Here is a 24,512-nt window from a genome sequence, read left to right as displayed (position 1 = left end):
AATCCAAACAATATTGCATTATTTACTCTTAGTATAGTAGCTCCTAAATTTTTTGAATTTTATCTATAGAAAATAAATTGTGTTTTTAATTGTTTTGTGCAGCATTAGCATATATACTTGGTGATAACTTCAACCATAATTTAGTTAAACTAGTCTTAGTGTAATCAAAAGGTTTACTGTTTTCAATAAGAATAAAAATACGGTATCTAATTGAATCTATGAATATACATACAACAAAAACTCCAACAATCGAAGATATTGTAATTGGTATAAAGAGCGGTGTATTTCCGAATGAAGTAGTATGAAGAATTTCTTTATATAATGTATTTCTTATAAAATTATTATCGTGTATAAGATATACAGCAAATGTTAGTCCTGAAATAGATTTTACTATTTTATTAACAATATTATTTTTAATTGATATACCTCTAAAAAACATGAAAAGACATATAGAGGCTAAAATTACTGGAAGAGAATTATATTGATAAAATGTACATAATAAATAACTAAGACCAATTAGTGGAAGAACAAGCCTTGAAACTAATAGAAACAAAATTAGTAAAAGGTATCCACAAATATAATGATAATTTCTTTTATTAGAATTCCAATATAATCTTATATATGATGCTATCAGATACAAAAACATAAAATGGGTAATGCTATATCCTCCACCTTTTTCAACAGTTGTTCCAAAAGGCAAAATTGTTGGACATAAACTAAGCATAAAGAAAAGTATCATTAATAAATTTCGCATCTGATTTTTATTCAATGAATGGATTAAAATGTTTAAAAAAGGTGAGAAAATATACAAAGCTATATACATTTGTGCAAACCAATATTGACTTAATAGAACAGGTAAACAAGAACTTCCAAAGTCTATAATATTGAAATTTATTAATCCTGTTGCTGCTAATATTATGTAAATGCCAATGGAGTAAAATAGTACTTGCAACCAAAGTTGTATTATCTTCTTTAACTTAAATTTAGATTGCACCAAAAAATATCCGCTTATTAAAACAAAGCAATTCACTGAAACCATGCTTAAGGTGTCTATTGTCCATGAAAAGAACCAATTAACGCTATATACCTTATTTTGACTTAGTCCGCTACCGTGAGACATATAATGCAAGGTAACCACCATAACCATTGAAATTATCCTTAATAATTCTAAGTTCATCTCTCGTTGTTTCTTTTCTTTTGTAAGATTATTTTGTTTTAATGCCATAAAAACACTCATATAGATCCCCTTTTCTAACTATTTTAATAGAATACTCAACAAAATATCACAATTCAATTAATTTGGTATTGTGTATTAACACATTATAACACTATATTTATCCAATTACAATATATTAAATATATTGTAACAAATTGGACATTAGGCGCTGCTACAAGTGTAGTCAATAATAGAGTTGATAATTTAGCTAAATATAAAAATGTAAATGTAATTTCTTCTATTTGCTATGCGCCTTGGCAGAATACTATAGATGATGCTAATTCAATTAATAGAACAGTTGGAACAATTTCAGAAGGAGCTATTTATATACTTGTAATTAACAAATCAACATGTACAGTGACATTATTGAGATTAGGTGCTGGAAGTTATAGAAGTTTTACTTATTAACTATATAAATCCAATAAGTAGACTTGTTTACAAAAAAGTAATATACTTATACATGTTATGTTACTTTGAAAGGAAATGAGAAATATGAACTTAGCAACTATAAAAGTATATGTATGTAATCCTAGAAGTCTTATTAAAACATTTTGGTATTCATTAAGATTTACTACTAGAAGGTTTTTGAAGTTTCCAATTAGATCATCATGGAAGGGAAAGATAAGACTTTCTATACATAAATGTAAACTCAATATTAAGGGGAATCTTAGGCTTGGAATAACAGGTACTAGAGTTGGTGAAATGGGGCAAGTTAGACATGATTTAACATTAATCCAAATTGCTAAAGGTGGTAGTCTTGATATAGATGGTGATTTTACAGTAGAACCAGGTGCAAGAATTATTGTTGGACCACATGCAAAAATGGTATTAGGAAATAATTCGTTTATTTCAGTTGGAGCATTAATTATATCAAGAAAACTTGTGGAAATTGGAGAAAATTGTGCGATTTCGTGGAATGTGCAAATTATGGATACAGATTTTCATACTATATGTTATGCTGATAACAGCCAGAATACAGTAACAAAACCAGTTAAAATAGGAGATAATGTATGGATTTGCAGTAATGTGAGTATTTTGAAAGGTGTTACTATTGGAGATGGAGCAGTTATAGGCGCTAATTCAATAGTTACAAAGGATGTTCCACCCAATACTCTTGTTTCTGGAAACCCAGCAAAAGTAATAAAAGAAAATGTTAAATGGAAATTATAAATTTTCTACGCAATAGCTATCATAGAAGTAGTTGAAACGTTACTTAATCCTTATATCGGTATATTTGGAATTTTCAATGTGGTTGAGTTGTTTTGTATTACCATAGCATACGGTTATATTATCAGTGTTTTGAAAACAATGATCAGATATGGAGAGAATGGTTTTGCAAAGGCTGGAATTAAAGCTACATGTATCATGTTATATATAGTATCAGTTATTTTTTTCTTCTTAAAGTTATTAGCAGGAGGCCTCGTATTTATAGTAGCATCTTCTCGGCATGAAATAGCTACACTATATCAAATTTGGAGTAATCCAGATACAATGGGTGTGGTATGTTTAATAGTAGAGATGATTTTTAATGTATTACTACTAATATCATTTATATATAGAATAAAGAGTTTGAAAAAGAAGGCAAATTAATTGAAAACAAAGAAATGTACTAAGTAGTGGAGAGTGATTATAATGAAAATATTCAGTAAGTGTTGGTGGGTGTTTGGTATCATAGAAGTAGCCGCAACGTTGCTTAATCCGTATATCGGAATATTTGGCATCTTCAATGTGGTTGAGTTGTTTTGTATTACCATAGCATACGGTTATATTATCAGTGTTTTGAAAACAATGATCAGATATGGAGAGAATGGTTTTGCAAAGGCTGGAATTAAAGCTACATGTATCATGTTATATATAGTATCAGTTATTTTTTTCTTCTTAAAGTTATTAGCAGGAGGCCTCGTATTTATAGTAGCATCTTCTCGGCATGAGATATTTGTGCCGTATCAAATTTGGAGTACTCCAGATACAATGGGTGTGGTATGTTTAATAGTAGAGATGATTTTTAATGTATTACTACTAATATCATTTATATATAGAATAAAGAGTTTGAAAAAGAAGGCAAATTAATTGAAAACAAAGAAATGTACTAAGTAGTGGAGAGTGATTATAATGAAAATATTCAGTAAGTGTTGGTGGGTGTTTGGTATCATAGAAGTAGCCGCAACGTTGCTTAATCCGTATATCGGAATATTTGGCATCTTCAATGTGGTTGAGTTGTTTTGTATTACCATAGCATACGGTTATATTATCAGTGTTTTGAAAACAATGATCAGATATGGAGAGAATGGTTTTGCAAAGGCTGGAATTAAAGCTACATGTATCATGTTATATATAGTATCAGTTATTTTTTTCTTCTTAAAGTTATTAGCAGGAGGCCTCGTATTTATAGTAGCATCTTCTCGGCATGAAATAGCTACACTATATCAAATTTGGAGTAATCCAGATACAATTGGTGTGGTATGTTTAATAGTAGAGATGATTTTTAATGTATTACTACTAATATCATTTATATATAGAATAAAGAGTTTGAAAAAGAAGGCAAATTAATTGAAAACAAAGAAATGTACTAAGTAGTGGAGAGTGATTATTGTGGAGAAATTCAGTAAGTGTTGGTGGGTTTTTGGCATCATAGAAGTAGCCGCAACGTTGCTTAATCCGTATATCGGAATATTTGGCATCTTCAATGTGGTTGAGTTGTTTTGTATTACCATAGCATACGGTTATATTATGAGCGTTTTGAAAATAATGATCAGATATGGAGAGAATGGTTTTGCAAAGGCTGGAATTAAAGGCACATGTATCATGTTATATATAGTATCAGTTATTTTTTTCTTCATAAAGTTATTAGCAGGAGGCCTCGTATTTATAGTAGCATCTTCTGATCATCAAATAGCTGCACCATATCAAATTTGGAGTAATCCAGATACAATGGGTGTGGTATGTTTAATAGTAGAGATGATTTTTAATGTATTACTACTAATATCATTTATATATAGAATAAAGAGTTTGAAAAAGAAGGCAAATTAAGTGAAAACAAAGAAATACACTAAGTAGTGGAGAGTAGACAAAGTGAGAAAATTTAGTAGGTTATGGCTTATATTTGCAATAGCTGGACTTGTTGCAACTAAGTCAAATCCTTATGCAGATTTTGTAGCAGGAGCCAATTTTGGAGAATTAATTTTTTTATTTATATTAGAGATTTTGTTTTTTATAATTATAATTATGAAAAAAGAATTAGAAATACATAGTGAAAATGAAGTTATAAAAGTATTAATTAAAATATTGAGTAAGCTTATCTGTATTGTACCAAGCATATTCTTTTTGTCAAAATTGCTCCTTGGAATTTTACAATTAACAGTGTTTAAATCATTATATGTTGTGCTTCCAGACAAAGGGTGGAGTAATCCTGACCTTGTAAGCATAGTATGTTTTATAATAGCAATGATTTTTAATACATTATTACTAATTGCATTCGTGTATAAAGGAAAAGTTTTAAAACAAATGACTAATGAATGTGTATATATAAATCCCAATAAACAAAAATACAAAAAATTAAACAGAATTTGTGTTTTAACATTAATGATTTCTATGATAATTGGTTTCTTTAATCCTTATGAGCATTATCTAACTTTAATATGTAATTTATGGTATCCTTTAGGTATGTTTATATATTTTCTGAATTTAAAGATAGCAAGAGAACTTTCAGAAAGCAGTATTTTAAAAGATCAATTTAGAATTTTCGCTGGTGATCAGAGTAAATCTTTTGAAGGGAAAGGCGTGAAAATATTTATGATAGGAGTGCTCTGCTTTATAAAAATTATTACTTCAATAGTGCAATTTGTATTTTATTCAACTGAAACAAAGTGGAAATTGAATTTTTGGCAAAATAAATTTTTATTAGATAATGCATTTTTTATGTTTATATTAGCTACATTAGCGGAATTAGCAGTTGTAGTCATATTTGGTGCGAGAATTTGGAAGGAAAAAAGACAAGCAGATTAGATGGGACTTATATTACATATCTATAATGTAGTGGAATAAGAATAGTGGTAACCTATTATAAGAGGAAACTACTATTTTTTTTGCATTTTTTCAATCATATATGTAAAGTATCTATGATATAATCATATGGAATCTAATAGATGTTTTTTATTCTTTAGGATATTATATTAAAATCAAATTTGTGGCTAACTTATAAAAAAAGTTATTTGATTAGGTTGCGTATGGGAAAAGAATAAAAATTAACAATGTAGACAAAATATTTTAAACTATGGAGGAATAAAAAATGGAAAGAAGTATTAGTAGTGTGAAAAGAAAAAATAGTAATATAGCAACATGGATATTATTAATTTTCTCTATAACTTTTTTTGTATCTTATCCATTTCATGATAGCTTTTTAGGTGGCTTAATATCTAGCTTATGTTGTGCTGCAATGATAGGTGGATTAGCAGATTGGTTTGCTGTGGTAGCACTTTTTAGAAAGCCATTAAATAGCAATGTATTAGCAAAAATATTTAGAACAGAGATAATACCTAAAAACAGAGAACGTATATTTCAAGCCTTGGTAGACATGGTGGAAAAAGAACTTTTAACTAAGGAAAGCATTATTAACAAGCTTGAAAAGATTAATGCATCACAAACTATAAAAGAACTAACTCAATCTGATAAAAAGCAAGATTTGGTTATTATATTAAACAATATCTTTACAGAGATACTTGGAAATTTGAATGATGAAAGATTAGTTAATTTAAAAGAATGTGAAAATGAAATTTTAAAATCTAATCTAAGATCAATTAAGCTTTCAAGCATTATTTCACAGACTCTAGAATGGATGTGGGATAACGGATATAAAGAAAAGATTACAGATATAATAGTTGATAAAATAGAAGAGCTATCTAAGACTTATGAGGCAAAAGTACTTCTTCAAGATGCTGTACTTCAAATATTAGAGCTTAACAGAGGAAACTTTTTAATTATGATTGTTGGATTTTTTGTAAAGGGAAATCTAGAAGGTATTGCAAAAGCTGTTCAAGAAAAGTTAATAGGATTTGTTCAACAAATGAAAAGAACTGAGAGCAGTGAAAGAAAAGAAATACAGTCATTTATAAGAAAACAAATTAGAAGATTAAGTGATGATGAAGAATTGAAGAACAAAATAGAAGATTGGAAAAATGCAAAATTAGATGAAGGACAAGACATTTTTAATGAGGTTAATGTTATGTTAACTCAATATATTTCTAATTTAAAGTCAGAACCTAATAAAACCTCTGATATTGTAGAAAAAATATTAGATAATCAGGTATACGCTTTTATAAGTAATGATGAAAAGCAATTTAAATTAGATAATGCAATAAAAAATTTACTTCAAAAAATGGTTGAAAGAAATCATTATAAAATAGGATTAATAGTTAAAGAGAAGCTAGATATGGTGTCAGGAGAGGAATTATCAAATATGATAGAGCCTATTATAGGTGATGATTTACAGTTAATTAGAGTAAATGGGTCTATAGTTGGTGGCCTTGTTGGAATAATAACATATATGCTTACATTTGGGATAGGTTAGGAGAGAGAAATATGAATTATAAACGTAAAGCTAATATGGCACTTTTAGTTTCAGCTATTTTCTTTTGTGTCTGCGTAGTATTAAGATATTTTTATAAAGATATGTTTATATTTAAGCTAATGCTATTTGTTTCAGAAGCTTCCTTAGTAGGGGGAATAGCAGATTGGTTTGCAGTTACAGCACTTTTTACAAAACCTTTAGGTTTTCCTTACCATACTGAAATAATACCAAGAAACAGAAAAGCCATTATAAATTCAACTTCCAATTTAGTTGAAACAGATTTATTAAGTAAGAGTACATTGAAAAAGCAGATAGATAATATATCTGTAGTGGATTATATTGTCAAGTATGTTGATGAGAATAAAGAAGTAAAAGCAAAAGTTTTAGAGAAGCTTACTAAAGTGATAATGAACTATATAAATAGTAAGGCTTCAGGAAAATTAGATGTTTACATAGAAAATGTTATAAAAGAAGAAGGTAAAAACATAAACTTATCAGATAAGCTTAAGGCTTTCATACAGAATAAATTTATATATGAAAATAGAGTAAAATGGGCACGTGATTTTCTAAATAAGATTTCTAAAGAAGAAGGATATGAAAAAATATTAGCATTTTCCCAAAAGATATTTACTAGTAGTGATGAAGATGCAAGCTTTTCATTTAAAAGTTTACTTAGTAAATTGAATGTAGTAATTGCAGATGATTTAGCTGCAATAATCAAAAGTCAGCTTCAAAATATACTTACAGATCTTACTAAGGAAGATAGTATTCTTTCGGATGTATGTGCAAATAATTTAATAAAAAGTATTGAGGGAATTGAGCTTTCACCAGCTTCAATTGAGGAATGGAAGTTGAATTTGTTAGAAAAAACTGATTTTAAACCAATTATAAAAGAGCAACTTCCATCATTAATAAAAGAAGAAGTTATAAGTAATATTATAGAAAAACTATGGGAGTATTTGAAAGCAAATACTGATTTTAAAAATTCAATAAATAATGGTATCAGAGAAGTAATCTATAAAATTTTAGAGGAAAAACATAATGTAATAGGAAGTATTGCAAGTGATACTTTAAATAACTTTACAGATGAAAAATTAAATCAATTTATAGAAGATAAAGCAGGAGAAGACTTGCAGTGGATAAGAATAAATGGATCTGTACTTGGTGGATGCATAGGTCTAGTATTGTTCCTATTTTTAAATCTAATTTATGAACCGTATATTGTACAAATTATTAAAGGATTTTTTTCTTAATTAATAAGTAAATCTAATTTAAAGTTAGTACTGATTTTAAGTGCATAGTAGAGGTTAAAAATGTAATGTGATTTATTTAGTGCAAGTTAGTGAATTAATACCAATATTTGAATAAAGGAGTTTTTAACTATATGAATTTTTATTTGGCACCTTTGGAAGGGTTGACTGGTTACATTTATAGAAATGCGCATAAGACCTTTTTCAATAACGTAGATAGATATTTTTCACCTTTTATTGTTGCAAACCAAAGTAATAGTTTTAAGACGCGTGATATAAAGGATATTTTGCCTGAAAACAATCAAGGAATAGTTCTTATTCCACAAATACTAACAAATAATGCAGAAGATTTTATACACACTTCAAAAAGGATAAGAGAACTAGGTTATAATGAAATTAATCTAAATCTAGGATGTCCGTCAGGAACTGTAGTTTCAAAAAACAGAGGTTCAGGGTTTCTTGCAAAAAGAGAAGAACTTGATATATTTTTAGAAGAAATTTATTCTGCAGGCATAACTAAAATCTCAATAAAAACGAGAATAGGAAAAGATGAGCCAGAAGAATTTTATGATTTAATAGAGATATACAATAAATATCCTATAGAGGAGCTTATAATCCATCCTAGAACTCAGAAAGATTTTTATAAAAATAAGCCTAATTTAAAAGTGTTTAAAGATGCATTGAGTTTAAGCAAAAATCCAGTTATATATAATGGTAATATTTTTACAGTTGAAGATTATAATGAGTTTACCAATGAGTTTAATGGTGTAGATACAATAATGCTTGGCAGAGGGCTATTGTGCAATCCAGGTCTAATTGGAGAGATTAAAAATAATACAAAGCTTGAAAAGAAATTATTAAAGGATTTTCATGATAGAGTTTATGAAGATTATAAAAAAGACCTTTCTGGAGATAGAAATGTTTTGTTTAAGATGAAGGAAATGTGGTTCTATATGAGTCAGATATTTTCTAATAATGAGAAATACGCAAAAAGGATTAGAAAGTCAGAGAGATTAGCAGATTATGATATAGCAGTTTCAAGTCTATTCAGAGAACAGGATATTTTAGAAGAGTGGGAAAGTAAATTTTAATTATTTAACTTTTATTGGAAATTAAAGCTTTATGTTTAATTATGCTAATATTAAACATAAAGCTTTCTATAGTTATTAATAAAGTAATATGTAACTTTAGAAAAATTATATAGCATTTCTATATTTTTGTGCTCTTCTTACCTTTCTTTCTTTTCTTCTATTTTGGCGTGTAGAAACATAAAGATTTAAAATTTGAGGGCATCTTATTAACATAGTTATACTTCTACTTAGCAATTGTGAGGATAATATTATTAAGTAAGAAAGACCTTCTTTATCTAAAAGAGCCCCTCCAGGCATATAAGCAAGTGAATGTCTTAAGAAATAGCGAGTAGTAAGGACAATAAGTAATATTAAGGCAGTAGCTAGTCCACCTTTTTGATATAGTACGCCATCATCGCCAGTAAATATTTTGGTTATCATACCTGAAATTATTCCAGATATTATTCCTAGTGAAGCAAGAAGAATAAATTGAATTGCTTCTTTATACATAATAGTTTCACCTAATTCACATATTGAGCTTAACGTAATATATATGAAGATTATTGGTAGTATTATGTATTTTCTTGGTTTAACAGGTCTTAGTGCAACTTGTCTGTATATATTATGGATTATTAATAAAGTAATTATAAGTAAGTGTATTAAATTTGCTAAATGTAAATAGTTCATATCTTTCACCTTCCAAATTGTTTTATGTATAAATTTTAATATATTATCAGTTTTGCAGGTAGTGACTTAAGGATAAAATTATATATGACATAAGTAATATATTTATTAAATTAAATTAGATGTTATAATGGAAAATAGCAAGTGCTAATATTATGAAAAAAATATTGTTAGAAAAAATAATGATGGCAATGAAGAATATATTGATAATTGACTATTTGTGATTAATAAATTCATTTTAGTTATAGGTTCAGTATAATAGTTTATACGAGGTGATGTTTTTGAATTTGAATAATTATTTTAGTTTAATACTACTAATATCTACATTAGTGTTGATGTATATAGGGTATTTTGCATGGAAAAAGGGAAAGGGATATGTATGTATATCTTTAATACCAGTATTAATTTATACATTTGGATATGCCTTTGAAATATTAAGTGGAAATATTGAATGGGTAAAGTTTTGGATTAAGGTAGAATATCTTGGAATAGCATTTTTGCCTATAATGTGGCTGATTTTTGTGCTCAAGTTTAGTAGTTTTGAAGAGAATTTAAAAAAGCGATGTTTAGTGTTGTTATACATCATACCCATTATTACGGTAGTGTTAAACTATACAAATGATTTTCATCATCTATTTTATAAAAATTTATATATAAACAATCATGGTATTTTCTCAATTGTAGAAATAGTAAAAGGACCTTGGTATTGGGTTAATATTGCATATGCATATGTAGTGATGCTTTCAGGACTGCTAATATTAGTGTTATCTTGTGTTAATTCAATTTCAATTATAAGAAAACAAATAATATTTTTAATAATAGCTTGGATAATACCATGGACTTCAAATATTATTTATATGGCTAAATTACTACCATTTAATATTGATTTATGTCCTCTTACATTTTCAATATCAGAAATAATTTTTTGCTATGCTGTATTAAGATTCAAGTTGTTAAAGATTACTCCAATAGCATTAGAAAAAGTCTTTTGGAATATGCAGGATGGAGTTATAATACTAGATCCTGAAAATAATATTGTTAATTTTAACGATGCCTCAAAAAATATTATCTCAGAGTTAAAGTACATAGATGCTGGTGACAAAAAAATAGATGATGTGTTAAAGAAACATAAAGATATAATAACAGTTATAAATGATGATTCTTATAATGATAGTTTGATAAGTATAAAAAATAAAGAACAAACAAAATATTATAAGATAAATAATAGCAAAATATATGAAAATGATAATGAAGTAATTGGAAAAATAATAATTCTCAATGACGTGACAGAAATTGAACTTCAAAGAAAAAGATTATCTGACAATTTGAATTTTCTTCAAACACTTATAGATGCTATTCCTAATCCTATATACTCTAAAGACGAATACGGAGTTTATAATATGTGCAATAGCGCATTCACAGAGTATCTTGGAATTAAAAAAGAAGAACTTATAGGAAACCCTAATTATAAAATATTCGAGAAGGGATTAGTGGAAGTTTATGATGAAACAAGTAGGGATTTAATTAATGAACAAAAAAATAAGGTTTATGAATCAAAGCTTATGCATAAAGACGGTACAAGCCATGATGTTCTTATTAGTAAGTCAGTTATTTCAGATGGTAATGATGATAAGGGTTTAGTTGGTGTTATTATAGACATAACTGAATCAAAAAAGAATGAAGCCAATGTGAAGAAGTTATCAAAGTTTAAAGAGGCAATGTTAAAAATAGGATACTCATTTAACGAAAACTCTAATATTAATGATTTACTTCAAGTGATTTTAGAAGAAGTTATTAATTGCGTTGATAGGAAAAGTAGTGGCTCGGTATTACTTTTGGATGAAGATAAAAATTTAAAAATAATTGCGACTAAAGGTTATGATTTGGAAGAGGCTAAATCGTTTGTAATCAAGCTTGAAGAACATTTTTCTTGGTTTAATAATGGGGAGAATATTGATAAAACAGTTATTTTTAATGATATTGATAAAATGAATGGTATATTGATGCTGGATACTGAAACAGGAGAAAAGATAAAGTCTTCTGCTAGTTCGCCAATCATTATAGATGACAAGTTATATGGTTTTTTAAATATTGACAGCATATATAACAATTTTTTTGGTGAAGACGATTTAGAATTACTGGAATATATGAGAAATCAAGTTTCAATTGCTATTACCAAGCATAAGCTTTATGAAAAGACTATTTATCTATCTAGATATGACAGACTAACAAGTGTATATAATAGAAGTTACTTTGAAGAATTACTTAATAACATTATTTATGATGATGCTAAAGACAAAAAAGATTTTTTGGTGGTAGTTTTTGATTTAAATGAATTAAAATTTGTTAACGATAATTATGGTCATTTAGCTGGTGATGGACTGATTAAGGTATTTTCAAGAGGATTAGTAGACTTATGTGAACCTTGTGATTTTGTAGGAAGATTTGGTGGAGATGAATTTGTTGGAGTTTTCTTTAATGTTGATGAACAAAGTTTAGTTAGTAGGTTTGAAGAGCTACTTGAATCATTTAAAGTTAATCCAGTATGTTTAGATAAAAACGATGTTATTTGCAGTTATAGCTATGGGATTGCTAATTATCCACAGGATGGAATAGAGTTTGACCAATTAATAAAGGTTGCAGATAAACATATGTATGAGTATAAGAACATTGCAAAAGCAGTTTGGATGTAAAATATTATCAATTAATAAATAATCCCCCTATCGAAAGAAATTTCATAGGGGGATTTGTTTGTCGTTATAAGGTATATATTACAATTTGCTCCACTCTTCCTTTAGCAAGTTGCTTTTTGCAAATCTTTCATCTATATCTTTTGAAATACCAGCCTTATAGTTTAAATTGTAGTTATAATTCATTTTGAATACGCAAGAATATAGGATATCTAGAATCAAATGAATAGAAGCATTACTAGAATAGGTTGAGATTTTAGAATATAGTTTTTCTCTTGTTGAAATAGAAAAAATACAATCAGCAAAGGCTGTTAATGAATTTTCACCAATACTTGTTAATACAATTATTGGTGTGTTTCGTGCTTTCAACATTTCTGCAATTTTTATTACTTCTTTTGACTCACCTGAATATGAAATTAGTATTGCACAATTAATCTGAGAAGAGTTTGATGCTACAATATACTGTTCACCAGGTAAGTTCATAATTTCAACATGGCGATTAATACGAAGCATTTTATGTTTAAAATCATAAGCCATAAGTAAGGAATTACTAATACCATATACATTGATGATTTGTGCTTTACACAATAAATGCACAGCTTTTTGGAGTACATCATTTTTTATCAAAGATAATGTATCCTCAATACTGTTTGAAGCGAGATGAGCTACCTTTGAGGCAATATTCATTAATGTATCATGAGCTTCAAAAGGAAAATCAGGGTCAACATTAGAAAAATGATTATTTAAATATTGAAGTTCCTCAAGATATTTTTCTTTAAATTCATTCCATCCGCTAAAACCCAATTTTTGAGATAGACGAACTACTGTTGAAGGAGAGGTATATGTAGCATTTGCTAAGTCCTTAGTAGATAAATTTTCTATGTTCTCTTTTTGACTAAGAATATAATTTGCGAGAATTTCCTCTGATTTAGATAAAGTGTCTATAGATTCAAGTTTGTTTGAAATTAGCATAAGCAAATCTCCTCCTTTATGTATTGAAACAATTTAGAATGGCGTTTCATTATTTTATATGAAATAAGCAATAAAAATGGAACGGCATTCTAAAGTGCGATTAAACTATTAAAATTTAAATATTTTTTATCTATGATTATATCATACAAATAGCAAACTATATTGTCTGTAAATTTTAAATTAATAATTTCAAAATAATATATAGTTTAATAAGCTTTAGATATTGATATCTCAAGCCATTAATAAGGGAGGAATATTAATATGGCATTTAGAAAAGATTTTTTATGGGGTGGAGCTACAGCAGCTAACCAATTCGAGGGAGCATATTTAGAAGATGGTAAAGGATTAAGTACTGCTGATGTTATGACAAATGGAAGTCATAAGTCATCAAGAAGAATTACTTATACTATGCCTGATGGAACTAAAAAATCACAAACAGTTTTACCTTTTCAATCAATTCCAGAAGGAGCAATATTAGAATGTCATGAAGGAGAATATTATCCAAGTCATCAAGCTATAGATTTTTATCACAATTATAAAGAAGATATAGCATTATTTGCTGAAATGGGCTTTAAGTGTTTCAGATTATCAATTAACTGGGCAAGAATTTTCCCCAATGGTGATGATGCAGTACCTAATGAAAAAGGTTTAGAGTTCTATGACAATGTATTTGATGAATTATTAAAATACGGAATTGAACCAGTAGTTACAATTTCTCATTATGAAACTCCACTTGCTTTGGCTAATAATTATGGTGGATGGTTAGACAGAAGAGTGATTGATTTCTATGTAAACTACTGCAACACAATCTTTAATAGATATAAAAACAAGGTTAAGTATTGGATGACTTTTAATGAAATTAACATAATGGATTTTATGCCTGTTTTTGCAGGTGGAGTTACTAAGAGTGATGCCAAATCAAAAGCACAAGCTGTTTATCATCAATTCTTAGGAAGTGCCAAAGTGGTACAATCGGGACATAAAATTAATCCTGAATTTAAAATTGGTATGATGACTGCTTATGGATCTACATATGCTTTGAGTTGTAATACAGAAGATGAATTATTGTTAATGAAATCAGATCAACAAAGACATTTCTTCTCTGATGTTCAATGTCGTGGTGTTTACCCTCAATATAAGTTGAAGGAATATGAAAGATTAGGGATAAAACTAGATAAGCAAGAAGGAGACGATGAGATACTTAAGAATGGTACTGTTGATTATATTGGTTTCTCATATTACTCAAGTTCAGTAGTAAGTACTGATGAATCTAAAAGGGTAACTGATGGAAATATGTCTACTTCAATCTTAAATCCTTATTTAAAATCAACTGATTGGGGATGGCAGATTGATCCTACTGGATTAAGACTTGCATTAAATAGATTACAAGAAAGATATAATCTGCCTTTATTCATTGTTGAAAATGGTATGGGAGCTATTGATAAGGTAGAAGCAGATGGTTCTGTTCATGATGATTATCGTATTGAATATTTAGCTAGACATATTGAGGCAATGAAAAAAGCTGTTGAAGAAGATGGAGTAAATCTAATGGGCTTCACTCCATGGGGATGTATTGATCTTGTATCAGCAGGTACTGGAGAAATGAGAAAGCGTTACGGATTCATTTATGTAGATAAAAATGATGATGGCAATGGTCCTCTAACAAGAAGTAAAAAAGATTCATTTGATTGGTACAAGAAGGTTATTAGTTCAAATGGAGAGGACGTAAGTCTATAAATTTATGCTTTAAAATTAGAATATTAAGGCAGTTTCAAAAAATAAATAAGTCCATATGCCAGTTTATTTTCAGATGCCTAAGAATAATAGATTATATATAAAATACAAGACTGCCTATGTAAATGTATGTTTTATTTAGGTAGTCTTTTGTTTACTTAAGAAATTATTATATAGTTTCGTGTTATAAGGAGATGTGGTGGTTGTAATGATAAGTAGAAAAATAATTTTCATAGATGTAGATGGAACCTTGTGTAATGATGATGGATTTGTTCCAGAGTCTGCAGCTATAGCTGTAAAAGAAGCTAGAAAAAATGGACATTTAGTTTATTTGTGTACAGGTCGCTCAAAAGCAGAAATATTTGATTATATAATAGATATTGGTTTTGATGGGATAATTGGAGCAGGTGGTGGTTTTGTAGAGGTTGGAGATAAAATGCTATATCATAAAAAAGTTAGTGAACAAAATGTTAGACATTTGGTAGACTTTTTTAATGAACACAATGTGAATTTTTATATTGAATCAAATGGTGGATTATATGCAAGTGAAAATTTGATTCATGAGCTAGAAAAAATTTTCTATGGTGATATAGAGAATGATCAGGCTACAAAATGTAAAAAGGATAATAATCCTAATAATTTCATTGAATGTTTAATTAGTGGACAATATATGTATAGAGACGATGTTAATAAAGCTTGTTTTTTAGAATGTAAAGATATTTCGTTTGAACAAATAAAAGAAGAATTTAAGAATGAATTTGAAGTTATCCATTGTACAGTTCCAGCCTTTGGTGATGATAGTGGGGAACTTGGAATACCCAATATTCATAAAGCAACTGCAATAGAAATTCTTTTAAAGCATTTAAACATAGATGTAAAAGATACAATTGCCTTTGGTGATGGAATGAATGATGTTGAAATGTTTGATTTGTGTAAATTAAGTATTGCAATGGGGAATGCCAAGGCAGGTCTAAAGGAAATTGCAGATGAAATTGCAGATAGTCATGATGAAGGTGGCATTTATAATAGTTTAAAAAAGCATGGATTAATATAATTATATGAAGGGATAAATTTATTAGTAGCCTTACTTATAAAAGGTTTCTATAAGATATACTTGATTTTAATAGTTTATCCTATAAGGTATCTTTTTATTTTAGTATTTGAGAGTTTGTGGTTTGTTTTGGATGATGTAGAAGTATCTGAAAATATTAAGAATAAGCATAAGAAGAAAAAGACAAAATATTCCGCAAAAAATGGCATATTTCCCCACTAGATTTGAAAAACATAGAAAAATGTCAAAAAAACATATTGTGTGACCAAGAAATCAATAATATAATAAAGGATGGATTATTTGAAATTAATTTAAAGCATAATATAAGGGGGAAATATTTATGCATGAAATAGGAGACAAGCCACTTGCTTTTTTTCGAACGTATCGTGGACTTGTATGTAGTACCTTAGGCATATTGTTTTTATTGCTTGGATTCATTGCTATTTTAATGATATATATAAGAAGAGTAGAGAAAATGAAATTGAAGCTAGAAAAAAGCAACACTACTCTTATGCAGATATATGATGAATTAGCAGCAAAAGAAGAAGAATTAAGAAGTCAATATAATGATATGGTTATTTCTCAAAATAAACTTATACAAAGTGAGGAACGATATAAACTTGTAGTAGAAGCTACTGATGATGCTATATGGGATTGGCATATAAACACTAATAAAATGTTTTTAGCACCTCGAGGATACAAGATGCTAGAATATGATACTAAAAATTATTTTAATTTAAAGAAGATAATTTTAAGTTTGCTCAAACAAGTAGATTTGTCTTTATCAGCAAGTGAAATAGATAATTATTTTAAAAGTAAAAGTCATTACTATGAAGATGTTCTTCGTATAGAAACAAAGGATGGAAAATATAAATGGCTTAATATTAAAGGGAAGATTGTATTTGACAGTAATAATAAGCCATGCAGGATAATTGGATCAATTTCAGATATAACCAAATTGAAGAAATATCAAGATAATTTAGAATATCAGGCTTATCATGACCCTTTGACAGGTTTATGTAATCGTCTATCTTTGGATAAAAAAGTTGGAGAGCATCTTGGCAATGCAAGACAAGATAAAGTTTTTGGAGCAATGATGTTCATTGATACAGATAATTTTAAATTTGTTAATGATACCTTGGGACATATTATTGGAGATAAACTACTTGTTCAAGTTAGTAAGAAATTGATGTTTTTTTCAAATGAAAATATTTCACTATTCAGGTTTGGCGGAGATGAGTTTATATATTATATTGAAAATTTATCAGACAGAGAGCAGTTGGAGATTTTGGCTGATAATATTTTGAAAGCTTTTAGTGAGCCTGTTGTTATAGATGAAAATATTATAAATGTGACGATTAGTATGGGGATATCTGTGTTCCCTGATAATGGGACTGATTTGGATATGCTACTAAAATGTGCTGATATGGCTATGTTTGAAGTAAAGGAAAGAGGTAAGAATGGATATTACTTTTTCAACGAACAGCTAAATGATAAAATATTAAGAAGAGTTAATATTGAAAAATACTTAAAGATGGCATTGAAAAATAATGAATTTGTTCTTTATTATCAACCACAGATAGATTTGAAAAGTAAGAAAATTGATGGCTTTGAGGCATTGGTAAGGTGGAATAGTCCTGAACTTGGGCTTGTGTCTCCAGAAGATTTTATAAGTATTGCTGAAGAAATAGGTTTTATTGTGCATTTAGGAGAGTGGATATTAAGGTCTGCATGTAGTTATATCAGCGGATTAAATGCTAAATTTAATACAAATTATACTGTGGCTGTAAATATTTCTATGATGCAATTGTTGCAGGATAACTTTACAGAAGTTGTGTGCAGTATCATAAAGGAAACAGGATTAAATCCAAATTTATTAGAACTTGAAATTACTGAATCAGTGTTAATGCAGTCACCAGAGATAAGCATTGGAAAATTACAAGTGTTATTAAATATGGGGATTAAGATTGCCTTGGATGATTTTGGTACTGGATACTCGTCACTTTCATATCTTAGAACTATTCCATTAACTACCTTAAAGATTGATAAATCTTTTATTGATGATATTATAGATGAAGAAAGTAAAACTTCTATTGTAGAGTCTATTATTACGCTTGGTCATAAGTTTGGGTTGATTATGGTTGCTGAGGGGATAGAAAAAGAAGATCAATTAAAATATTTAGAAAAGTGTTCATGTAATAAGATACAAGGATATTTATTTTCAAAACCACTTTGTTGTTCAGATTTGGAGAAGCATATACAACAAGAACAATAATTCACTAATTGTTTATCTATTTACTAGAACGGTGGGTGCATTATTGCTATGGAGGAATAAAAAAGATATAGTAGTGAAGTTAACAATAAAAACTAGGGCTGTGAGAAAGATTTCAGCTGTAGTTTTGTTTTTTTAAAATTTATTATAATAAGAAAAATAGTAGCTAACCAAATTGTATTGGAGCTACTATTTTCGTATATTACTTTTCTAATTTATAGCAGTCAACTATCTCAGCAAAATACATAGTATGATAATCATCATCATTATAGAAAGCTGTTTTGAACTCTTCATCCATTGAATCAGCACTCATTTCATGCTTATATAAAACCCTGCATTCATAATGAAGCTCACAGTCTTTTATTACTGGAGTAGATACAGTTTTTCCATCAAGTAATTCTAAAGTGGCAGCTTCAAACTTATTTATATCTCTGCCTGATTTACTTCCACATAGTCCTAATTGAGATTTCATCTTATCATTAAGAGGTATGCTTACAGTAAATTCTTTTGATTTTTCTATAAGTTCATGGGTGTATCTAGATTTTCTAACAAGCACAGTAAATACTGGTTTTCTCCATTCAAAGCCTATACTTCCCCAAGATATTGTCATGGTATTAACAACATCACCAGCCTTGGCTGTAAGAAAAGCACCTTGTTTGTGTAAGTAGTTTAATCCTTCTTCAATATTTTCAGTAAAATAATTTGACATAAGAACACATCCTTTAACTATTTTTTGTATCAAGATTAGCTTTTTGATTTTCACATATAGTATATACTCAGTTATACTAATATTTTGTGTTTAAATAGCTCTTTCTATATATGTGAATTATAACTCTTAAATTTAGAATTTTGAAGTACGCACAATTATGTTTCCATAAATATTAGAATTTATGGATATATAAGATTTAAAAGATGCTGTTCATCAAATAACTAAAATAGTAGCTCCATTTAATAATGGTGGCTACTATTTTCTCTATGATAAAAGAATTATTAGTGATTCATAACACTCATTATAGCGTCGATTATTCCTTGTTGTGTTAGTGTGCAATTAGATCTATTAAATAATCCAAAACCATATTGGCCATTGTGTCCATTGTCCCAGTAAACAGGTACACAGCTATATTTTTTAGCAGTTGAGCATACTGCTTTTGCAAATGCTGCACGGTAAGTATTGTTAGCTGAATCGAAATTTGTTTTATCAATTGATCCATATTCACCGATTACAACAGGATATCCTTGAGTTACGAATTTATTGTACATTGATTGGAATTGTGAATTTAAATAATCTTCTTGTCCCCAAGTTGATTTCTTACTAGCATTAGTAGATGTTGCACCCCATTGTGTTACTGTTCCAGATTCGTCACCACAGAAATCCCAAGGGCTATAGTAGTGAACTGATATCATTATTCGCTTTTCAGATTTTGGAATTGAAGTTGATCTATAATTATCAGTAGGAAGTTTAAAACCATAGTTACCTACTGTATAATCAATATTTGTGTTCCACCCAGGAATCAATAACCATCTTGAACTGTTATTTCCACCAACTTGTCTTACAGTATCAACAAAAATTTGATTGTAAGCATTAATATTTGCATAATAAGTAGTATTAGGTGCACCATAGGTGCCATCAAATTCTTCATTCATTGATTCAAAAATTAAGTGTTCATTGTAGCTTGCAAAGGTAGTAGCAATTTGCTTCCAAACTTTTTGGTATTTTGTTTTAATAGTTCCTTGGTCGTTTGAATCGCATAATAACCATGAACCACTAACTGATTTATATCCATCACCATGCATATTAATGATTACATATAAACCTTGGTTATAAGCATAGTCAACAACTTGTTTAATTCTAACTAACCACGCAGGATCAACTGTATAATTAGGAGCACTTCCTATTTTACTTAAATATGAGACAGGAATACGTATAGTTTTAAAACCAGCAGCTTTAACTTTTTGTATAAGTGCTTGTGTAATTACTGGATTTTGCCAAGCTGTTTCGCTAGGAGTACCATTTAAATTGGCATCAAGTTGATTTCCTAAGTTCCAACCAGCACCCATAGCAGAAACTATTTGAGAAGAATTTAGTTGAGTAAAGTTAGAATTAGATATAGTAGCTGCCAATGCAACTGAACTTCCACCAGGAACAGCAGTTACTACAAGGAAAATTACAGCTAGAATAAAATATTTAATTTTTGTCATTATAAATATACCTCCAAAATTTAATTCCTTATGGTAATCGTTTACAAAAGACTCGCTAAAGTAACACCACAAAATTAAAATGTGATGATTAAGGTGTTTGATATTATGAGTTATGAGAGAATTTAAGAGATATTTTGTATATATTGCTGCTATTAGAAGTGTAAAATTTGCTAAAACTTGATTTGAATGGTGATTCGTTTTTTCTTAGTAGTTTTTTAGCATGTTAAATTATCAACCTCATTTCTTAAAAAAGTTTATAATAGATTGTCCATTTATAACTTTATATTATAGAGACTTTATCATAATGTAAAATTTTAAAAGTAATCAAAAATGATGAGTTAAATGTTAAAATTTTGATTACTTTGCCAAAAATCATCGATTTTCGTAGTATTCTATATTATTTATTAGAATACATAATATTGTTTTTAATAATTATATTAATGGCACTATATACCAAATGTTAGATTGTGGGAAAAATGAAAATGCAGTGCTTAAATTATAGCAATATTTTAAACACTGCACTTTCGTTTTTAAATTATAGAGAGAATTATCCTCCATTCAGCCACATTAACTCTGCTGGCTAAAATTTTCTGCTTTTACAATATATACAAGGGTATGCTACTTCCCAGATATATGAGTTCTTATTAATTCAGTAGGTGATAGTATCTTATCTATAATATCCACAGGTAGCATTTGTTCTTCTAATAAAACTTCTCTTATGGTTTTACCTGTAACTAGGGCTGTTTTTGAGATTGAACTAGCCTTATCATAACCTATGTATGGAACTAAAGCAGTTGCAGAAACTAGCGATTTTTCTAAATTTTCTAGACATCTATCTACATTCATTTCCAATCCATCTATGCACTTTTCCTTGAAGAGTATAACACTTTTATCAAGAAGTTCTAAGGATTCTAGCAAGCATTCTGCTATAAGTGGGGTAAATGCATTGAGTTCTAATTGTCCCATAGAGCTTGCTGAAGTTATTGCACTATCATTAGCAATTACTCTTAAGCTGACCTGTGCAACCATTTCAGGAATAACTGGGTTTACCTTTCCTGGCATGATTGTTGAACCAGTCTGCATCTTAGGGAGAATTATTTCTCCTATTCCTCCACGAGGACCAGAATTAAGAAGTCTTAAGTCGTTTGAAATCTTGAGAAGATTTACACTACAAGATTTTAATAATCCAGAGGTTTCCACAAATATATCACAGTTTTGTGTGATATCCATAGGATAGTCAGATCTTGCTATACCAAGACCAGTAAGGTTTTGAATAGTATCTGTCATCATAAATACATATTTATTTGTAGCATTTAGTCCTGTGCCTATTGCAGTGCCACCAAGGTTAATCTGTCGTAACCTTTCTTCAACCTTATATATTCTCCACCTGTCTCTTTCGATTGCCTTTGAGTATGCTCCAAAGCTTTGTCCAGCTGTCATTGGAAGAGCATCCATTAATTGAGTTCTACCCAGCTTTATTATATCTGAAAACTCATTTTCTTTTATTTGAAGAGCTTCTTGCAAACTAGACAAAGAATTGCTAAGTTTTCTTATTAGACGTATTGCAGCGATTCTAAGGGCAGAAGGATAAACATCGTTGGTTGATTGTGACATATTAACATCATTAAGTGGATGTACAAGATCATAATTTCCTTTAGTACCACCAAGTAATTCGATTGACCTGTTAGCAATAACTTCATTTACATTCATATTGGTAGAAGTACCAGCTCCACCCTGAAATGCACTGATTCTAAATTCATTATCAAATTTTCCTTCTATGACTTCTTCACTTGCTTTTATTATGGCTTCAGCTTTCTCAGCAGCAAGCAACTTTAATTTCATATTTGTCATTGCTGCTGCTTTTTTTATAAGAGCAATGTCTTTTATTAGGTTTATGTTTACAGCCTTACTGTTTAAGTCAAAGTTTTCTAAGGCTCTTGCTGTATTTATTCCGCTATATGTAGAATTAGCTATATTTTTTTCACCTAATAAATCTTGTTCTAATCTATAATTCAAAATGCAACACTCCTTAAATGTTCTATATCATTAATAGTATTATATCATTAATAGGCTATATTATATCAATGATATTGTATTGATGCTTTGTGTTTAGATAGTTTATTTAGTTTAACTTGTCATTTGGGGTTAATAGAGTATAGTATATATAATCAGAGTCTATATAGAACTGTTCCATAATAATGTTGGTGGAAATTTTGGTGGACAAGTTACAAAAATTCGACATTTTTTTACCAACATTTAGATGGAATAGCTCTATATGCAAATCAAAAACCTAAATATACTTGTATTCTAATATATTATTCTTCAAAGAATATTTAGCAAAAAATTAGGGTTATATAATCTTTATATACAGAGGGATATTGAGGAAACTCTATTACAATATTTATATTTTATATTATAATAGAAGAAGGTATATATGTGTGAATAAACAAAATTGAGAAATATTAAATAACAAAATCAAAGGAGTAATGAAATGAGTTTAAATACAACACCTTCTGGAGAAAGAGTACATATTGCTCTATTTGGAATGACAAACGCAGGAAAATCTAGTATTATAAATGCACTTACAAATCAAGAAATTTCTATAGTATCTGATGTAAAGGGGACAACTACAGACCCAGTTTATAAGGCTATTGAAATTCTTCCTATAGGGCCTTGTATGATCATTGATACAGCAGGACTTGATGATGAGAGTGAATTAGGAGAATCAAGAAAAAAGAAAACATTTGAAGTTTTATCAAAAACCAATGTTGCCTTAGTAGTAATAGACAGTACTATCGGAATTACTGAAAAAGATAAAGATATTATAAATCAATTAAAGGAAAAGAAAGTACCTATGGTTTGCATTTTTAATAAGGCTGACCAAAGAGGTATGTCAAAAGAAGAAATTAATTATATACAAAAAGAGTTTGCTGTTCCAGTAGTTTCTGTTTCAGCATTAAACAAGAGTGGTATAGATGAACTTAAGCAAAATATTATAGATTTGATTCCAGATAATGAAGATAAATTTAAATTAGTAGGAGATCTTATAAGCCCAGGAGATATAGTTGTGCTTGTTACACCTATAGACAAGGCAGCTCCTAAAGGAAGACTTATACTTCCGCAACAACAGACTATAAGAGATATTATAGAGAGCGATGCAATAGCTATAGTAACAAAGGAACATGAATTAAGAGAGACTTTAGAAAACTTAAAGAAAAAACCTAAGCTTGTTATAACTGATTCACAGGTGTTCTTAAAAGCATCTGCGGACACACCTAAAGATATAATGCTTACTTCATTTTCAATATTGCAGGCAAGATATAAGGGTGATCTTATTGAGCTTGTAAAAGGAGCTAAAGCCATAGAAAGCTTAAAAGATGGAGACAGTGTATTGATTTCAGAGGGGTGCACTCATCATAGACAATGTGATGATATTGGAACCGTAAAAATTCCAAGATGGGTAAGACAAATGACTGGAAAGCAAATAAACTTTGAATATTCTTCAGGAAATTCATTTACTGAAGATGTTAAAAAGTATAAGCTTATAATTCATTGTGGAGGCTGTATGCTAAATAGAGCAGCTATGCTTTCAAGAATTGATAATGCGGTTAAAAGCGAGATTCCAATTGTTAATTATGGAGTATTAATAGGATATGTTCAAGGAATTTTAGAAAGAGCTCTTGAACCATTTCCATTGGCAAAAGCCATATATGATGAAGATGATTTAATGAATTTATAAAGTTTTTTTGATAGTTTATAGGGAGGTTAGTATATACAACTTGGTTAATGTTGCATATACTAACCTTAC

General features: G+C 28.9%; 19 protein-coding genes and 1 pseudogene. 14 read left to right on the top strand and 6 right to left on the bottom strand.

Annotation, left to right across the window (positions count from 1 at the left end):
* Positions 1-85: 85 nt before the first annotated feature.
* Positions 86-1,237, bottom strand: a complete 1,152-nt coding sequence (locus OCU47_RS14100; protein WP_261829243.1) for an acyltransferase — start codon at positions 1,235-1,237, stop codon at positions 86-88.
* A 975-nt stretch (positions 1,238-2,212) separates the two neighbouring features.
* On the opposite strand from OCU47_RS14100, the pseudogene OCU47_RS21830 reads away from it, so the two are divergent.
* The 9 genes and pseudogenes from OCU47_RS21830 to OCU47_RS14055 all read left to right on the top strand — a co-directional run.
* Positions 2,213-2,386: pseudogene (locus tag OCU47_RS21830) on the top strand (DapH/DapD/GlmU-related protein); the annotation flags it as partial.
* Between the two features lie 78 nt (positions 2,387-2,464).
* Positions 2,465-2,806 (top strand): hypothetical protein, encoded by a 342-nt coding sequence (locus OCU47_RS14090; protein WP_261829241.1) that lies wholly within the window; start codon positions 2,465-2,467, stop codon positions 2,804-2,806.
* Between the two features lie 42 nt (positions 2,807-2,848).
* Positions 2,849-3,286, top strand: a complete 438-nt coding sequence (locus OCU47_RS14085; protein ID WP_261829240.1) for a hypothetical protein — start codon at positions 2,849-2,851, stop codon at positions 3,284-3,286.
* A 42-nt stretch (positions 3,287-3,328) separates the two neighbouring features.
* A complete protein-coding gene (locus tag OCU47_RS14080) occupies positions 3,329-3,766 on the top strand; it encodes a hypothetical protein (RefSeq protein ID WP_261829239.1) in 438 nt (145 codons plus the stop codon).
* Positions 3,767-3,808: 42 nt separating this feature from the next.
* Positions 3,809-4,246 carry a hypothetical protein gene (locus OCU47_RS14075; protein ID WP_261829238.1) on the top strand — a complete coding sequence of 146 codons (438 nt, stop codon included), beginning with the start codon at positions 3,809-3,811 and terminating at the stop codon, positions 4,244-4,246.
* Positions 4,247-4,288: 42 nt separating this feature from the next.
* Positions 4,289-5,221 carry a hypothetical protein gene (locus OCU47_RS14070; RefSeq protein WP_261829237.1) on the top strand — a complete coding sequence of 311 codons (933 nt, stop codon included), beginning with the start codon at positions 4,289-4,291 and terminating at the stop codon, positions 5,219-5,221.
* Between the two features lie 283 nt (positions 5,222-5,504).
* Positions 5,505-6,782, top strand: coding sequence for a DUF445 domain-containing protein (locus OCU47_RS14065; RefSeq protein WP_261829236.1), 1,278 nt, complete (start codon positions 5,505-5,507; stop codon positions 6,780-6,782).
* Positions 6,783-6,793: 11 nt separating this feature from the next.
* Positions 6,794-8,035 (top strand): DUF445 domain-containing protein, encoded by a 1,242-nt coding sequence (locus OCU47_RS14060; RefSeq protein WP_261829235.1) that lies wholly within the window; start codon positions 6,794-6,796, stop codon positions 8,033-8,035.
* 131 nt (positions 8,036-8,166) lie between these two features.
* Positions 8,167-9,123: a tRNA dihydrouridine synthase gene (locus OCU47_RS14055; protein ID WP_261829234.1), complete on the top strand. Its 957-nt coding sequence runs from the start codon at positions 8,167-8,169 to the stop codon at positions 9,121-9,123.
* 105 nt (positions 9,124-9,228) lie between these two features.
* On the opposite strand, the gene OCU47_RS14050 is transcribed toward OCU47_RS14055, so the two are convergent.
* Positions 9,229-9,789 (bottom strand): hypothetical protein, encoded by a 561-nt coding sequence (locus OCU47_RS14050; RefSeq protein ID WP_261829233.1) that lies wholly within the window; start codon positions 9,787-9,789, stop codon positions 9,229-9,231.
* Between the two features lie 272 nt (positions 9,790-10,061).
* Between OCU47_RS14050 and OCU47_RS14045 the strand changes: the two genes are divergently transcribed.
* Positions 10,062-12,479: a histidine kinase N-terminal 7TM domain-containing diguanylate cyclase gene (locus OCU47_RS14045; protein ID WP_261829232.1), complete on the top strand. Its 2,418-nt coding sequence runs from the start codon at positions 10,062-10,064 to the stop codon at positions 12,477-12,479.
* Between the two features lie 78 nt (positions 12,480-12,557).
* Here the strand turns inward: OCU47_RS14045 and OCU47_RS14040 are convergent, their stop codons facing one another.
* Positions 12,558-13,448 carry a MurR/RpiR family transcriptional regulator gene (locus OCU47_RS14040; RefSeq protein ID WP_261829231.1) on the bottom strand — a complete coding sequence of 297 codons (891 nt, stop codon included), beginning with the start codon at positions 13,446-13,448 and terminating at the stop codon, positions 12,558-12,560.
* A 261-nt stretch (positions 13,449-13,709) separates the two neighbouring features.
* Between OCU47_RS14040 and OCU47_RS14035 the strand changes: the two genes are divergently transcribed.
* The 3 genes from OCU47_RS14035 (at position 13,710) to OCU47_RS14025 (ending at position 18,508) form a co-directional block, all read left to right on the top strand.
* Positions 13,710-15,185, top strand: coding sequence for a family 1 glycosylhydrolase (locus tag OCU47_RS14035; protein WP_261829230.1), 1,476 nt, complete (start codon positions 13,710-13,712; stop codon positions 15,183-15,185).
* Positions 15,186-15,390: 205 nt separating this feature from the next.
* Positions 15,391-16,236 (top strand): Cof-type HAD-IIB family hydrolase, encoded by an 846-nt coding sequence (locus tag OCU47_RS14030; protein ID WP_261829229.1) that lies wholly within the window; start codon positions 15,391-15,393, stop codon positions 16,234-16,236.
* A gap of 337 nt (positions 16,237-16,573) precedes the next feature.
* Entirely contained in the window at positions 16,574-18,508 is a 1,935-nt protein-coding gene (locus OCU47_RS14025) for a sensor domain-containing protein (protein ID WP_261829228.1), read from the top strand.
* A gap of 199 nt (positions 18,509-18,707) precedes the next feature.
* On the opposite strand, the gene OCU47_RS14020 is transcribed toward OCU47_RS14025, so the two are convergent.
* From OCU47_RS14020 to OCU47_RS14010, 3 genes are all read right to left on the bottom strand, one after another.
* A complete protein-coding gene (locus OCU47_RS14020) occupies positions 18,708-19,214 on the bottom strand; it encodes a flavin reductase family protein (RefSeq protein WP_261829227.1) in 507 nt (168 codons plus the stop codon).
* A 281-nt stretch (positions 19,215-19,495) separates the two neighbouring features.
* The gene (locus OCU47_RS14015) at positions 19,496-20,704 is read right to left on the bottom strand and encodes a glycoside hydrolase family 5 protein (protein ID WP_261829226.1); all 1,209 of its coding nucleotides are present in this window, start codon (positions 20,702-20,704) and stop codon (positions 19,496-19,498) included.
* 618 nt (positions 20,705-21,322) lie between these two features.
* Complete coding sequence (locus OCU47_RS14010; RefSeq protein WP_261829225.1) at positions 21,323-22,720, bottom strand: aspartate ammonia-lyase; 1,398 nt, start codon at positions 22,718-22,720, stop codon at positions 21,323-21,325.
* A gap of 475 nt (positions 22,721-23,195) precedes the next feature.
* On the opposite strand from OCU47_RS14010, the gene hydF reads away from it, so the two are divergent.
* Positions 23,196-24,443, top strand: a complete 1,248-nt coding sequence (hydF, locus tag OCU47_RS14005) for a [FeFe] hydrogenase H-cluster maturation GTPase HydF (RefSeq protein WP_261829224.1) — start codon at positions 23,196-23,198, stop codon at positions 24,441-24,443.
* The last annotated feature ends 69 nt before the right edge of the window (positions 24,444-24,512 follow it).

This window comes from Clostridium sp. TW13 (assembly GCF_024345225.1).
Lineage (GTDB): Bacteria > Bacillota > Clostridia > Clostridiales > Clostridiaceae > Inconstantimicrobium > Inconstantimicrobium mannanitabidum.
Note: the sequence above shows the minus strand (reverse complement) of the source record. Positions and strands in the feature narration are given on the sequence as shown.

Bases quoted from the DNA above. Each gene is read 5' to 3' on its own strand.
- OCU47_RS14100 (WP_261829243.1), bottom strand. From the start codon at position 1,237: ATGAGTGTTTTTATGGCATTAAAACAAAATAATCTTACAAAAGAAAAG.
- OCU47_RS14085 (WP_261829240.1), top strand. From the start codon at position 2,849: ATGAAAATATTCAGTAAGTGTTGGTGGGTGTTTGGTATCATAGAAGTA.
- OCU47_RS14080 (WP_261829239.1), top strand. From the start codon at position 3,329: ATGAAAATATTCAGTAAGTGTTGGTGGGTGTTTGGTATCATAGAAGTA.
- OCU47_RS14065 (WP_261829236.1), top strand. From the start codon at position 5,505: ATGGAAAGAAGTATTAGTAGTGTGAAAAGAAAAAATAGTAATATAGCA.
- OCU47_RS14060 (WP_261829235.1), top strand. From the start codon at position 6,794: ATGAATTATAAACGTAAAGCTAATATGGCACTTTTAGTTTCAGCTATT.
- OCU47_RS14055 (WP_261829234.1), top strand. From the start codon at position 8,167: ATGAATTTTTATTTGGCACCTTTGGAAGGGTTGACTGGTTACATTTAT.
- OCU47_RS14050 (WP_261829233.1), bottom strand. From the start codon at position 9,789: ATGAACTATTTACATTTAGCAAATTTAATACACTTACTTATAATTACT.
- OCU47_RS14045 (WP_261829232.1), top strand. From the start codon at position 10,062: ATGTTTTTGAATTTGAATAATTATTTTAGTTTAATACTACTAATATCT.
- OCU47_RS14040 (WP_261829231.1), bottom strand. From the start codon at position 13,448: ATGCTAATTTCAAACAAACTTGAATCTATAGACACTTTATCTAAATCA.
- OCU47_RS14035 (WP_261829230.1), top strand. From the start codon at position 13,710: ATGGCATTTAGAAAAGATTTTTTATGGGGTGGAGCTACAGCAGCTAAC.
- OCU47_RS14030 (WP_261829229.1), top strand. From the start codon at position 15,391: ATGATAAGTAGAAAAATAATTTTCATAGATGTAGATGGAACCTTGTGT.
- OCU47_RS14025 (WP_261829228.1), top strand. From the start codon at position 16,574: ATGCATGAAATAGGAGACAAGCCACTTGCTTTTTTTCGAACGTATCGT.
- OCU47_RS14020 (WP_261829227.1), bottom strand. From the start codon at position 19,214: ATGTCAAATTATTTTACTGAAAATATTGAAGAAGGATTAAACTACTTA.
- OCU47_RS14015 (WP_261829226.1), bottom strand. From the start codon at position 20,704: ATGACAAAAATTAAATATTTTATTCTAGCTGTAATTTTCCTTGTAGTA.
- hydF (WP_261829224.1), top strand. From the start codon at position 23,196: ATGAGTTTAAATACAACACCTTCTGGAGAAAGAGTACATATTGCTCTA.